Origin of the sequence: Rahnella sp. PCH160, from assembly GCF_047784855.1 — a bacterium.
In the GTDB taxonomy this organism is placed as follows: domain Bacteria; phylum Pseudomonadota; class Gammaproteobacteria; order Enterobacterales; family Enterobacteriaceae; genus Rahnella.
Window position 1 is genome coordinate 2,370,199 of sequence record NZ_JBLOGT010000001.1, and the last position, 13,995, is coordinate 2,384,193.

Sequence of the window (13,995 nt, forward strand, 5' to 3'; positions counted from 1 at the left end):
GTCAACCCTGAGGGGTGAGGTGTCCCCCTTACGGCATAAATGACCATTTAGTGTGGTGAAAAAAATATGACAGATTTGACGACGCAAGATTCAGCCCTGCCAGCATGGCATACCCGTGATCATCTCGATGATCCGGTTATCGGCGAATTGCGTAACCGTTTTGGGCCAGAGGCCTTTACTGTTCAGGCAACCCGTACCGGAATTCCCGTGGTATGGTTCAAGCGCGAACAGGTACTGGAAGCGATTACCTTTTTACGAAAACAGCCAAAACCTTATGTCATGCTGTTCGACCTGCATGGCTTTGATGAGCGTTTACGTACACACCGCGACGGTTTACCGGCTGCGGATTTTTCCGTTTTCTACCACCTGATTTCTGTCGAGCGTAACCGCGACATTATGATCAAAGTGGCGTTGTCAGAAAACGATCTCCATGTTCCGACTGTTACCAAAGTGTTCCCGAACGCCAACTGGTACGAGCGCGAAACCTGGGAAATGTTCGGCATTACCTTCGATGGCCACCCGCACCTGACGCGCATCATGATGCCGCAGACCTGGGAAGGTCACCCGCTGCGTAAAGATTATCCGGCGCGCGCCACCGAGTTCGACCCTTATGAGCTGACCAAGCAAAAAGAAGAACTCGAGATGGAATCGCTGACCTTCAAGCCGGAAGACTGGGGCATGAAGCGCGGCACCGACAACGAGGACTTCATGTTCCTCAACCTCGGGCCAAACCACCCGTCTGCGCACGGTGCGTTCCGTATCGTATTGCAGCTTGACGGTGAAGAGATTGTCGACTGCGTTCCGGACGTCGGTTACCACCACCGTGGTGCTGAAAAGATGGGCGAACGTCAGTCCTGGCACAGCTACATCCCGTATACCGACCGTATCGAATATCTTGGCGGCTGTGTTAACGAAATGCCTTATGTTCTGGCGGTTGAGAAGCTGGCCGGTATCGTAACGCCTGATCGCGTTAACACCATCCGCGTGATGCTGTCTGAACTGTTCCGTATCAACAGCCACCTGCTGTACATCTCTACGTTTATTCAGGACGTGGGCGCGATGACGCCCGTGTTCTTCGCCTTTACCGATCGTCAGAAAATTTACGATCTGGTGGAAGCGATCACCGGTTTCCGTATGCACCCGGCCTGGTTCCGTATTGGTGGCGTTGCACATGATCTGCCGAAAGGCTGGGATCGTCTGCTGCGTGAGTTCCTTGACTGGATGCCAGCGCGTCTGGATTCCTACGTCAAAGCGGCACTGAAAAACACCATTCTGATTGGCCGTTCCAAAGGCGTGGCGGCGTATAACGCTGACGACGCTCTGGCCTGGGGCACCACCGGTGCTGGCCTGCGCGCAACGGGTATTCCGTTCGACGTGCGTAAATGGCGTCCATACTCTGGCTACGAAAACTTCGATTTTGAAATCCCGACCGGCGATGGCGTCAGCGACTGCTATTCCCGCGTGATGCTCAAAGTGGAAGAGCTTCGTCAGAGCCTGCGCATTCTGGAACAGTGCTACAAAAACATGCCGGAAGGCCCGTTCAAGGCGGATCACCCGCTGACCACGCCACCACCGAAAGAGCGCACGCTGCAACACATCGAAACCCTCATCACGCACTTCCTGCAAGTGTCGTGGGGGCCGGTCATGCCTGCGCAAGAATCTTTCCAGATGGTTGAAGCCACCAAAGGGATCAACAGCTACTACCTGACCAGCGACGGCAGCACCATGAGCTACCGCACGCGCGTCCGTACGCCGAGCTTCCCGCATTTGCAGCAGATCCCGTCCGTAATCCGTGGCAGCCTGGTATCCGACCTGATCGTGTATCTGGGCAGTATCGATTTTGTAATGTCAGATGTGGACCGCTAACGATGACAGATATCAATAAAGACTCAGAAGTTCAGTACATCAACGTCAGCGAGCCTGTTGCGCCGCCGGTGTTCGTGCTGAGCGATGCTGAACGTGAAGCGATTGAACACGAGAAACATCACTACGAAGATGCCCGCGCGGCCTCTATCGAAGCGTTGAAAATCGTGCAGAAAGCGCGTGGTTGGGTGCCGGACGGCGCTATCTACGCGATCTCCGATGTTCTGGGCATTCCCGCCAGCGACGTTGAAGGTGTGGCGACATTCTACAGCCAGATCTTCCGCCAGCCGGTTGGCCGCCATGTGATCCGTTACTGTGACAGCGTGGTGTGCCACATCACCGGTTATCAGGGGATCCAGGCTGCTCTTGAACAACAGTTGCACATCAAGCCGGGCGAAACGACCGAAGACGGGCGCTTCACCCTGCTGCCGACCTGCTGCCTCGGGAACTGTGACAAAGGCCCGTCAATGATGATTGACGAGGACACGCACAGCCACCTGACGCCAGAAGCGATCGGCTCGCTACTGGAGCGCTACGCATGACCTATACACCCCGACATATCGAACGCACACCAGAGATGCATCCGCTGACCTGGCGTATGCGCGATGACAAGCAGCCTGTCTGGATTGACGAATACCGCAGCAAAAACGGTTACGTCGGTGCAGAAAAAGCGCTGAAAGGCATGGCGCAGGAAGAAATCGTCAATCTGGTGAAAGACGCAGGCCTGAAAGGGCGCGGCGGTGCAGGTTTCTCCACGGGTCTGAAGTGGAGCCTGATGCCAAAAGACGAAAGCATGAACATCCGCTATTTGCTGTGTAACGCCGATGAGATGGAACCGGGTACTTACAAAGACCGCATGCTGATGGAGCAAATGCCGCACCTTCTGGTGGAAGGCATGTTGATCTCCGCGTTCGCGCTGAAATCTTACCGTGGCTACATCTTCCTGCGTGGCGAATACATTGAAGCCGCCGTGAATCTGCGACGTGCGATCGAAGAAGCCACAGCGGCGGGCCTGCTGGGTAAAAATATCCTCGGCACCGGTTTTGATTTCGAACTGATTGTTCACACCGGTGCGGGTCGTTACATCTGTGGTGAAGAAACCGCGCTGATTAACTCGCTGGAAGGCCGCCGTGCCAACCCGCGTTCCAAGCCACCGTTCCCGGCTTCTGCCGGTGCCTGGGGTAAACCGACGTGCGTCAACAACGTCGAAACCCTGTGTAACGTGCCTGCAATTCTTGAGCACGGCGTGGACTGGTACAAAGGTATTTCTGCCGGCAAAAGTGAAGATGCCGGGACCAAACTGATGGGCTTCTCTGGCCGGGTGAAAAATCCGGGCGTATGGGAACTGCCGTTTGGTACGACGGCGCGTGAAATCCTCGAAGAGTATGCCGGTGGCATGCGCGAGGGTTTGACCTTCAAAGCCTGGCAGCCGGGCGGGGCAGGGACTGACTTCCTGACCGCTGACCATCTCGACCTGCCGATGGATTTTGCCAGCATTGGTAAAGCCGGAAGCCGTCTGGGTACGGCGCTGGCGATGGCGGTGGATAACGAAATCGGCATGGTTCCGCTGGTGCGTAACCTCGAAGAGTTCTTCGCCCGTGAATCCTGTGGCTGGTGTACACCGTGCCGCGACGGTTTGCCGTGGAGTGTGAAAATTCTGCGCGCGCTGGAACGTGGTGAAGGTCAGCCAGGGGATATCGAAACCCTTGAGCAGCTTTGCCGCCAGCTGGGTCCGGGCAAAACCTTCTGCGCACACGCGCCGGGTGCCGTGGAGCCATTGCAGAGTGCGATTAAATATTTCCGGGAAGAGTTCGAGGCGGGTATCGCCAAACAGCATTACAACAATGCGCGGGCGATTGGCGGTATTCAGCCAAATAACCTGCTCAAGCAACGCTGGTAGTGAAGGCAACAGACGGCGGACGTGAGCCCGCTGTGCGCGAATTCCCGGAACAAGGGACGCGCTGCCAACAGGACAGACGCCAACCCGGCAAGAATTTTTGATTAACGCCCGCCGTCAGGTGGGCCACGTGGAAGCATGCTGACTATGGCTACGATTCATGTAGACGGCAAAGAATACGATGTAGACGGAGCGGACAACCTGTTACAGGCTTGCCTCTCTCTCGGCCTCGATATTCCTTATTTTTGCTGGCATCCGGCGCTGGGAAGCGTCGGCGCTTGCCGCCAATGTGCGGTTAAGCAATACCAAAATGCGGAAGACACGCGCGGTCGTCTGGTGATGTCATGTATGACACCAGCGTCTGATGGCACCTTCATTTCCATCGACGACGGAGAAGCGAAAGAATTCCGTGAAAGCGTCGTGGAATGGCTGATGACCAACCACCCGCACGACTGTCCGGTGTGTGAGGAAGGCGGTAACTGTCACCTTCAGGATATGACGGTGATGACCGGCCACAGTATGCGCCGTTACCGCTTTACCAAACGAACCCATAACAACCAGGATCTCGGTCCGTTCATCTCTCACGAAATGAACCGCTGTATCGCCTGCTACCGTTGCGTCCGTTATTACAAGGACTACGCGGACGGCACCGATCTGGGTGTCTATGGCGCGCACGACAATGTCTACTTTGGTCGCCCGGAAGATGGCCCGCTGGAAAGCGAGTTCTCCGGTAACCTGGTAGAAGTCTGTCCGACAGGCGTGTTCACCGACAAAACGCACTCCGAACGCTACAACCGTAAATGGGACATGCAGTTTGCGCCAAGCATCTGCCAGCAATGTTCTGTTGGCTGTAACACCAGCCCTGGCGAGCGTTATGGCGAACTGCGTCGTATCGAAAACCGCTACAACGGTACGGTAAACCACTACTTCCTGTGTGACCGTGGTCGTTTCGGTTATGGCTATGTGAACCTGAAAGATCGTCCGAAGAAACCCCTGCAATTGCGTGGCAACGACTGGATCGAACTGAACGCTGAACAGGCGATGCAGGGCGCGGCGGATATCATCCGTCAGGCGAAGAAAACCATCGGTATCGGTTCTCCGCGTGCCAGCCTGGAAAGCAACTTTGCGCTGCGTGAACTGGTCGGGGCAGAAAACTTCTACACCGGCATTAACGCGGCAGAACAAGGGCGCCTGCAACTGATGCTCAACGTTCTGCGCAACAGCGGCGTTCACACGCCAGCGCTGCGTGAAATTGAAGAATATGATGCAGTTCTGGTGCTGGGCGAAGATTTGACCCAGACCAGCGCACGTATCGCGCTGTCTGTCCGTCAGGCGGTGAAAGGTAAAGCGCGCGCGATGGCGGCGGCACAACGTGTTGCCGACTGGCAAATTGCGGCGGTGCAAAACATTGGTCAGCACGCCAAGCATCCGCTGTTCATCACGAACGTGGACAACACCAAGCTTGATGATATCGCGGCTTACAATTACCGCGCGCCGGTCGATGAGCAGGCACGTTTCGGCTTTGCCATCGCCCATGCGCTGGATAATTCAGCTCCGGCGGTCACTGATCTGGCTGAAGGCCTGAACAAAAAAATCGACGTGATCGTGCAGGCGCTGACCGGTGCCCGCAAGCCACTGATCATCACCGGTTCTAACGCCGGTTCTGATGCGATTATCGAAGCAGCAGCCAACATCGCGAAAGCACTGAAAGTGGCGGGCAGCAATGTCGGCATTACCTTCGTGGCTTCTGCGGCCAACAGCATCGGTTTGTCGATGATTGGTGGCGGCACGCTGGATGACGCGCTTGAGCTTTTGACAAGCGGCGACGCTGACAGCGCCATCGTGATGGAGAATGACCTTTACCGTCAGGCTCCGGCAGCGAATGTGGACGCGGCATTAGCGAAAGTGGAGAACCTGCTGGTCGTTGACCATCAGCGTACCCGCATCATGGATAAAGCCAGCCTGATCCTGCCTGCGGCAAGTTTTGCCGAAAGCGACGGTACGCTGGTGAATCAGGAAGGCCGCGCACAGCGCTTCTTCCAGGTTTATGACCCGGCTTACTACGACACCACCGTTTCCATGCTGGAAAGCTGGCGCTGGATGCACTCGCTGCATTCCACCATCAACAGCCGTCATGTGGACTGGACTCAGCTTGATCACGTTATCGACGCCTGCGTTGAAGCACTTCCACAGCTGAAAGGCATGGTGGAAGCCGCGCCAAACGCCAGCTTCCGTATTCGTGGTCAGAAACTGGCACGTTCTCCGCACCGTTCGAGTGGCCGTACCGCAATGCGCGCCAACATCAGCGTGCACGAACCGCGTCAGCCGCAGGATAAAGACACCATGTTTGCCTTCTCGATGGAAGGGAACAACAGCCCGACAGCCAACCGCAATCAGGTGCCATTCGCCTGGGCGCCGGGCTGGAACTCACCGCAAGCCTGGAACAAATTCCAGAGTGAAGTCGGCGGCAGTCTGCGCCACGGTGATCCGGGTGTGCGTCTGATTGAAGCAGGGGAGGGTAACCTCGACTACTTCACCGGTATTCCGGCGGCCTTTACTGCGCAGAGCGATAACTGGCGTGTTGCGCCTTACTATCACCTGTTCGGCAGTGAAGAAATGACGCAGCGTTCTGCCGTTATTCAGCAGCGTATGCCACAACCTTATGTGATGGTTAACCCGGCCGATGCCGCTCAGTTAGGCGTAAATGCCGGTTCTCAGGTGGAGTTCACCTGCGCCGGTCAGCAGCTTAAACTGCCGGTTCGTCTGAGTGAAACCCTCAGTCAGGGCCAGCTTGGCCTGCCGCTGGGCTTACCGGGTATTCCGCCGGTGCTGGTTGGCGCAACGATTGAAAATCTGCGGGAGGCAGCACAATGAGCTGGTTTACACCTGTTGTGATCGATTCGTTGATCGCTATCCTGAAAGCCGTTGTGATCCTGCTGGTCGTCGTGACCTGCGGTGCCTTCATGAGTTTCGGCGAGCGCCGCTTGCTGGGGCTGTTCCAGAACCGATACGGACCAAACCGTGTCGGCTGGGGCGGTTCCCTGCAACTCGTTGCCGACATGATCAAGATGTTCTTCAAGGAAGACTGGGTTCCTAAATTCACCGACAAAGCCATTTTTACGCTGGCACCGATGATTGCTTTTACGTCCCTGTTAATCTCCTTTGCGATCGTGCCGGTCAGCCCGACCTGGTTCGCCGCAGACCTGAACATCGGTATTTTGTTCTTCCTGATGATGGCCGGTCTGACCGTCTATGCGGTGTTGTTTGCTGGCTGGTCCAGTAACAACAAATACTCGCTGCTGGGGGCGATGCGTGCATCGGCCCAGACCCTGAGCTACGAAGTGTTTCTCGGCTTATCGCTGATGGGTGTTGTGGCGCAGGCGGGTTCGTTCAACCTGCAAGACATCGTCAATTCGCAGGAACACCTCTGGAACATCATTCCGCAGTTCTTTGGTTTCTTGACCTTTGCGATTGCCGGTGTGGCTGTGTGTCACCGTCACCCGTTTGACCAGCCGGAAGCCGAGCAGGAACTGGCCGACGGTTACCACATTGAATATTCCGGTATGAAATTCGGTCTGTTCTTCGTGGGGGAATACATCGGTATCGTGACTGTTTCTGCGCTGATCGTCACCTTGTTCTTCGGTGGCTGGCAGGGGCCGTTCCTGTATCCGGTTATCTGGTTTGCATTGAAAACAGCGTTCTTCATGGTGATGTTCATTTTGATCCGTGCGGCTTTACCGCGTCCCCGCTACGACCAGGTAATGTCATTTGGCTGGAAAGTTTGCCTGCCATTGACCTTGCTTAATCTGCTGGCGACCGCTGCGGTCATCTTGTACAACGCGCAATAAGGGGTGATGAAACCATGACATTGAAAGACATAGTGGTCGGGTTCGGTACCCAGGTTCGCAGCTTGTGGATGATAGGCTTACACGCCTTCGCCAAGCGCGAAACCCAGATGTACCCTGAAGTTCCGGTCAATCCACCTCCGCGTTACCGTGGCCGTATCGTGCTGACCCGCGATCCCGACGGTGAAGAGCGCTGTGTTGCCTGTAACCTGTGTGCGGTAGCGTGTCCGGTAGGCTGTATTTCTCTGCAAAAAGCAGAGCATAAAGATGGCCGCTGGTACCCGGAATTCTTCCGTATCAACTTCTCACGCTGTATCTTCTGCGGCCTGTGTGAAGAGGCGTGCCCGACAACGGCGATTCAGCTGACGCCTGACTTCGAAATGGGTGAATTCAAGCGCCAGGATCTGGTGTACGAAAAAGAAGATCTGCTGATTTCTGGGCCGGGTAAATATCCGGAATATAACTTCTACCGGATGTCCGGTATGGCCGTTGACGGTAAGCCGAAAGGCGAAGCTGAAAACGAAGCCAAACCGATCAACGTCAAAGGTCTGTTGCCTTAAGGAGCCGCAAGCATGGAATTTGCATTTTATATTGCAGCCCTGGTGGCCGTATTGGCGACATTGCGTGTTATCACGCACACCAATCCGGTACATGCATTGCTGTATCTGATCGTCTCTTTGCTGGCGATTGCTGCGGTCTTCTTCTCGCTCGGTGCCTACTTTGCCGGTGCTCTGGAGATTATCGTTTACGCCGGGGCCATCATGGTCTTGTTCGTGTTCGTGGTGATGATGCTGAACCTTGGCAACGTCGAGGAACAGGAACGTGCGTGGCTGAAACCCGCGACCTGGATCGGGCCTTCAATTTTGTCGGTCATCCTTCTGGTAGTCATGATCATGTCGATTCTCGGATTGCATGAACACGGCATCAAAGGCGACATGATTGACGCGAAAGCTGTCGGTATCGCGCTGTTCGGGCCTTACGTTCTGGCGGTTGAACTGGCGTCCATGTTGCTACTGGCCGGTCTGGTCGTAGCGTTCCACATTGGTCGTGAGCATAAAGCGGGCGAAGTCTTTGGTGACGCGCCGGCCACGACGGAAATGGCGAAAAGAAAAACGGAGGAGAGAGCATGATCCCTCTACAACATGGCCTGATTCTGGCTGCAATTCTCTTTGTTCTGGGGCTGACCGGCCTGCTGGTTCGCCGTAATCTGCTGTTTATGCTGATCAGTCTGGAAGTGATGATCAACGCGGCAGCGCTGGCGTTTATCGTGGCGGGAAGCTACTGGGGTCAGGCGGACGGGCAGGTGATGTACATTCTGGCCATCAGTCTGGCGGCGGCGGAGGCCAGTATTGGTCTGGCGTTGCTGCTGCAACTGTATCGCCGTCGCCATACCCTGAATATTGATACTGTCAGTGAGATGCGCGGATGAACTTACTCTATTTAACAATTCTGTTCCCGCTGATCGGCTTTGTTTTACTGGCCTTCTCACGCGGTCGCTGGTCTGAAAATACGTCAGCCACGGTGGGCGTAGGTTCCATTGGTCTGGCTGCACTGACCACCATTTATGTCGGCATCAACTTCCTCAGCCAAAAAGCGGCGGGCGTTGAAATCTTCAATCAGACATTGTGGAACTGGATGCAGGTCGGGGATTTCAATATCTCCGCTACGCTGACGCTCGACGGTTTGTCGATGACCATGTTGTCCGTGGTCACGGGCGTCGGTTTCTTCATCCACATGTTCGCGTCCTGGTACATGCGCGGTGAAGAAGGCTACTCACGCTTCTTCGCCTACACCAACCTGTTTATCGCCAGCATGGTGATCCTGGTCCTGGCAGACAACCTGTTGCTGATGTACCTCGGTTGGGAAGGCGTGGGCCTGTGCAGTTACCTGCTGATCGGTTTCTACTACTCCACTCCGGCAAACGGCGCAGCGGCGATGAAAGCCTTCATTGTGACCCGCGTCGGTGACGTGTTCCTGGCTTTCGCACTGTTCATCCTTTACCGCGAACTGGGTACGCTGAACTTCCGTGAACTGATGGTGCTGGCACCGCAGAAACTGGCGATTGGCGACACGGCAATTACCTGGGCAACCCTGATGTTACTGGGTGGCGCAGTGGGTAAATCTGCACAGCTTCCGTTGCAGACCTGGCTGGCAGACGCCATGGCCGGTCCGACACCGGTTTCCGCGCTGATCCACGCCGCGACCATGGTGACCGCCGGTGTTTACCTGATTGCACGTACTCACGGCCTGTTCCTGATGGCGCCGGAGATTCTGCATCTGGTCGGTATTATTGGTGCGGTGACGCTGGTGCTCGCAGGTTTTGCGGCGCTGGTGCAAACCGATATCAAACGCGTTCTTGCTTACTCGACCATGAGCCAGATTGGTTACATGTTCCTGGCGCTGGGCGTTCAGGCGTGGGATGCCGCCATCTTCCACCTGATGACGCACGCATTCTTCAAAGCCTTACTGTTCCTTTCTTCCGGTTCGGTCATTCTCGCCTGCCACCACGAGCAAAATATCTTCAAGATGGGGGATTACGTAAATCCATTCCACTTGTTTATATCTGCTTCCTGGTCGGTGGCGCAGCGCTTTCCGCCTTGCCAATCATCACTGCGGGCTTCTTCAGTAAAGATGAAATCCTCGCGGGTGCGCTGGCTAACGGCCACCTGAACCTGATGGTTGCCGGTCTGGTCGGTGCATTTATGACCTCGCTGTACACCTTCCGCATGATCTTCATCGTGTTCCACGGCGAAGAGAAAATTAAAGCACATGCGGGTAAAGGCATCACTCACCACCTGCCGCTGCTGGTGTTACTGGTTCTGTCCACCTTCATTGGCGCGATGATTGTTCCGCCACTGAAAGGCGTTCTGCCGGAAACTACTGAGCTGGCGCATGGCAGCGTGCTGACCCTGGAAATCACCTCTGGCGTGATTGCGATTGCCGGTATCCTGCTGGCGGCTGCCCTGTATCTGGGTAAACGCTCACTGGTTAACAGCATCGCGAAAAGCGCACCGGGCCGTTTCTTCACGACCTGGTGGTTCCATGCCTGGGGCTTCGACTGGCTGTACGACATGATTTTCGTCAAACCGTATCTGCTAGTGGCGAAACTTCTGCAACGTGACCCGCTGAACTCAATGATGAATCTGCCTGCGATCTTTGCCCGTCTGGGTAACCGTGGTCTGACATTGAGTGAAAATGGTCAGGTGCGTTGGTATGTCGCGTCAATGGGGCTCGGTGCAGTGGTTGTTCTGGCGCTGCTGCTGGTGATTTAAGCCTGCATTACGGGTGTAATTGTCAATGCCGGCCCGTTGGTGTAACGGGCCGGCAAGTGAAATAGCCTTCGGGCATAAAAGAAGGGAACGACACGCCATGCTATTACCTTGGCTAATATTTATCCCCTTTATCGGCGGGCTGCTGTGCTGGCAGACTGAGCGTTTTGGGAGCAAAGTTCCGCGCTGGATCGCGTTAATTGCGATGGGGCTGACGCTGGCTCTTTCCGTGCAATTGTGGTTGCAGGGAGGATATTCATTAACGACGCCTGCGGGCATTCCACAGTGGCAGTCCGAATTCTCGGTGCCGTGGATCCCACGTTTTGGCATCAGCTTCCATCTGGCACTGGACGGTTTGTCCCTGCTGATGGTGGTGCTGACCGGCCTGCTTGGCGTGCTGGCGATCCTCTGTTCGTGGCGTGAAATCCAGAAATATCAGGGCTTCTTCCACCTGAACCTGCTGTGGATCCTCGGCGGCGTTATCGGCGTGTTCCTGGCCATCGACCTTTTCCTGTTCTTCTTCTTCTGGGAAATGATGCTGGTGCCGATGTACTTCCTGATTGCCTTGTGGGGTCACAAAGCATCAGACGGTAAAACGCGTATCAGCGCAGCAACCAAATTCTTCATCTATACGCAGTCCAGTGGTCTGGTGATGTTGATTGCCATCCTCGGACTGGTGTTCGTGCACTACAACGCCACCGGTGTGTGGACATTCAACTATGCCGACCTGCTGAAAACGCCGATGTCGCATAACGTTGAATATCTGCTGATGCTGGGCTTCTTCATCGCCTTCGCGGTGAAAATGCCGGTTGTGCCATTGCACGGCTGGTTACCGGATGCGCACAGTCAGGCACCGACAGCCGGTTCCGTTGACTTAGCCGGTATCTTGCTGAAAACCGCGGCCTACGGGATGTTGCGTTTCTGTCTGCCACTGTTCCCGGAAGCCTCTCATCAGTTCGCGCCGATTGCCATGTGGCTGGGTGTGATTGGTATCTTCTACGGTGCGTGGATGGCGTTCTGCCAGACCGACATCAAGCGTCTGATTGCTTACACCTCGGTTTCGCACATGGGCTTCGTGCTGATTGCGATTTACACCGGCAGCCAGCTGGCGTACCAGGGCGCAGTGATTCAGATGATTGCACACGGTCTGTCCGCAGCCGGCATGTTCATCATCTGCGGTCAGTTGTACGAACGTTTGCATACCCGCGATATGCGCCAGATGGGCGGATTGTGGGGGCGCATTAAATACCTGCCCGTGTTGTCACTGTTCTTTGCCGTGGCAACCTTAGGGATGCCGGGTACCGGTAACTTCGTCGGCGAAATCCAGATCCTGTTCGGCAGCTTCCCGGTTGTGCCGGTGATCACTGTCATCTCGACCTTCGGCCTGGTGTTCGCCTCGGTGTACTCTCTGGCGATGATGCAGCGCGCTTACTACGGCAAGGCAAAATCTGACGAACCGCTGCCGGGCATGACCTCACGCGAACTGTCGATCATCCTGTTGCTGGTGGTATTACTGGTGGCGCTGGGCCTGTTCCCTCAGCCCATTCTGGATACATCAAGTGCAGCGATGAGCAACATTCAGCACTGGTACGGGTCATCAGTTTCCACTATTTCAACGACAAGGCCGTAACTCGCCATGACATTTACACTTCAAAATCTGATCGCACTGTTACCGCTGATGATCGTCGGATTGACGGTGGTGGTGGTGATGCTGTCCATTGCGTGGCGACGCGACCATTTTCTCAATGCCACACTGACAGTCATCGGGCTGAACGTTGCCTTACTTTCCCTTTACTACGTCGGGCAGGTCGGGCCGCAGGACGTCACACCGCTGCTGCGTGTCGACGGTTATTCGATGTTCTACACCGGGCTGGTGTTGCTGGCGAGTCTGGCAACCAGTACGTTTGCTTACCCGTGGCTGGCCGGTTATCCGGACAACCGCGAAGAGTTCTATCTGTTAGTGCTAATCGCGGCCATGGGCGGCATTCTGCTGGCCTGTTCTAACCATCTGGCGTCAATGTTCCTGGGGATCGAACTGATTTCCCTGCCATTGTTCGGCCTGATCGGTTACGCCTATCGCCAGAAGCGTTCGCTCGAAGCCGCTATCAAATACATGCTGCTGTCCGCGGCTGCCTCTTCATTCCTGCTGTTTGGTATGGCGTTGCTGTACGCACAGTCCGGTGATTTGTCCTTCGCGTCATTGGGCAAAAATCTGGGCGACGGACAGATGCTGCACCAGCCACTGCTGATGGCCGGTCTGGGTATGATGATTGTGGGGCTGGGCTTCAAACTGTCACTGGTTCCGTTCCACCTGTGGACGCCGGATGTGTATCAGGGCGCACCGGCACCGGTGTCGACCTTCCTGGCCACCGCCAGCAAGATCGCTATCTTTGCCGTGGTTATGCGTTTGTTCCTGTACGCACCGGTGGCTGACAGCGAAGCCATCCGTATCGTTCTGGGCATTATCGCCTTCTGTTCGATTCTGGTCGGTAACCTGATGGCGATCAGCCAGAGCAACATCAAACGTCTGCTCGGTTACTCGTCAATCGCTCACCTGGGTTACCTGCTGGTGGCACTGATTGCGGTGCAAACGCATCAGCTGTCGATGGAAACCGTCGGTGTGTATCTGGCCGGTTACCTGTTCAGCAGCCTCGGCGCGTTTGGTGTGGTCAGCCTGATGTCCAGCCCGTACAAAGGCCCGGACGCAGAATCGCTGTTCTCCTACCGAGGTCTGTTCTGGCACAAACCGATTTTGTCAGCGGTGATGACCGTGATGATGCTGTCACTGGCCGGTATCCCGATGACGCTCGGCTTTATCGGTAAGTTCTACGTGATTGCGACCGGTGTGACAGCACATCTGTGGTGGCTGACCGGTGCTGTGGTGGTTGGTTCAGCGATTGGTCTTTACTACTACCTGCGCGTGACCGTGAGCCTGTATCTCAGCGCGCCGGAAACGCTGGTCCGTGACACCCCGAACAACTGGGCGTTAACGGCAGGCGGCGTGGTGGTGCTGATTTCCGCGATTCTGGTGCTGTTGCTGGGTATCTTCCCGCAACCGCTGATTTCGCTGGTGCAGATGGCTCAACCGCTGCTCTGACAGCCTGTGAAATACATGACGAAG

At 55.7% G+C, this 13,995-nt stretch carries 10 protein-coding genes and 1 pseudogene; all 11 read left to right on the forward strand.

The genetic code is table 11. From position 1 onward, the window contains the following. Positions 1-66: 66 nt before the first annotated feature. Positions 67-1,866 carry an NADH-quinone oxidoreductase subunit C/D gene (nuoC, locus tag ACM5QY_RS11130; protein WP_104921272.1) on the forward strand — a complete coding sequence of 600 codons (1,800 nt, stop codon included), beginning with the start codon at positions 67-69 and terminating at the stop codon, positions 1,864-1,866. A 2-nt stretch (positions 1,867-1,868) separates the two neighbouring features. Further along, entirely contained in the window at positions 1,869-2,405 is a 537-nt protein-coding gene (nuoE, locus tag ACM5QY_RS11135; RefSeq protein WP_226790007.1) for an NADH-quinone oxidoreductase subunit NuoE, read from the forward strand. Continuing rightward, positions 2,402-3,763: an NADH-quinone oxidoreductase subunit NuoF gene (nuoF, locus tag ACM5QY_RS11140; protein WP_416120673.1), complete on the forward strand. Its 1,362-nt coding sequence runs from the start codon at positions 2,402-2,404 to the stop codon at positions 3,761-3,763. Before nuoE ends, nuoF begins: the two co-directional genes overlap by 4 nt. Positions 3,764-3,907: 144 nt before the next feature. After that, positions 3,908-6,634 carry an NADH-quinone oxidoreductase subunit NuoG gene (gene nuoG, locus ACM5QY_RS11145; protein WP_416120674.1) on the forward strand — a complete coding sequence of 909 codons (2,727 nt, stop codon included), beginning with the start codon at positions 3,908-3,910 and terminating at the stop codon, positions 6,632-6,634. Beyond that, positions 6,631-7,608, forward strand: a complete 978-nt coding sequence (gene nuoH / locus ACM5QY_RS11150) for an NADH-quinone oxidoreductase subunit NuoH (protein ID WP_416120675.1) — start codon at positions 6,631-6,633, stop codon at positions 7,606-7,608. The genes nuoG and nuoH overlap by 4 nt, the downstream gene beginning before the upstream one ends. A gap of 14 nt (positions 7,609-7,622) precedes the next feature. After that, positions 7,623-8,165, forward strand: a complete 543-nt coding sequence (gene nuoI / locus ACM5QY_RS11155) for an NADH-quinone oxidoreductase subunit NuoI (RefSeq protein ID WP_104921276.1) — start codon at positions 7,623-7,625, stop codon at positions 8,163-8,165. Positions 8,166-8,177: 12 nt separating this feature from the next. Beyond that, the gene (gene nuoJ / locus ACM5QY_RS11160; RefSeq protein WP_416120676.1) at positions 8,178-8,735 is read left to right on the forward strand and encodes an NADH-quinone oxidoreductase subunit J; all 558 of its coding nucleotides are present in this window, start codon (positions 8,178-8,180) and stop codon (positions 8,733-8,735) included. Beyond that, entirely contained in the window at positions 8,732-9,034 is a 303-nt protein-coding gene (nuoK, locus tag ACM5QY_RS11165; RefSeq protein ID WP_004936014.1) for an NADH-quinone oxidoreductase subunit NuoK, read from the forward strand. The genes nuoJ and nuoK overlap by 4 nt, the downstream gene beginning before the upstream one ends. Next, positions 9,031-10,877, forward strand: a pseudogene (nuoL, locus tag ACM5QY_RS11170) (NADH-quinone oxidoreductase subunit L). Before nuoK ends, nuoL begins: the two are co-directional and overlap by 4 nt. Positions 10,878-10,974: 97 nt before the next feature. Then, positions 10,975-12,504 carry an NADH-quinone oxidoreductase subunit M gene (nuoM, locus tag ACM5QY_RS11175; RefSeq protein WP_416120677.1) on the forward strand — a complete coding sequence of 510 codons (1,530 nt, stop codon included), beginning with the start codon at positions 10,975-10,977 and terminating at the stop codon, positions 12,502-12,504. Between the two features lie 6 nt (positions 12,505-12,510). Further along, complete coding sequence (nuoN, locus tag ACM5QY_RS11180) at positions 12,511-13,971, forward strand: NADH-quinone oxidoreductase subunit NuoN (RefSeq protein WP_416120678.1); 1,461 nt, start codon at positions 12,511-12,513, stop codon at positions 13,969-13,971. Positions 13,972-13,995 lie beyond the last annotated feature (24 nt).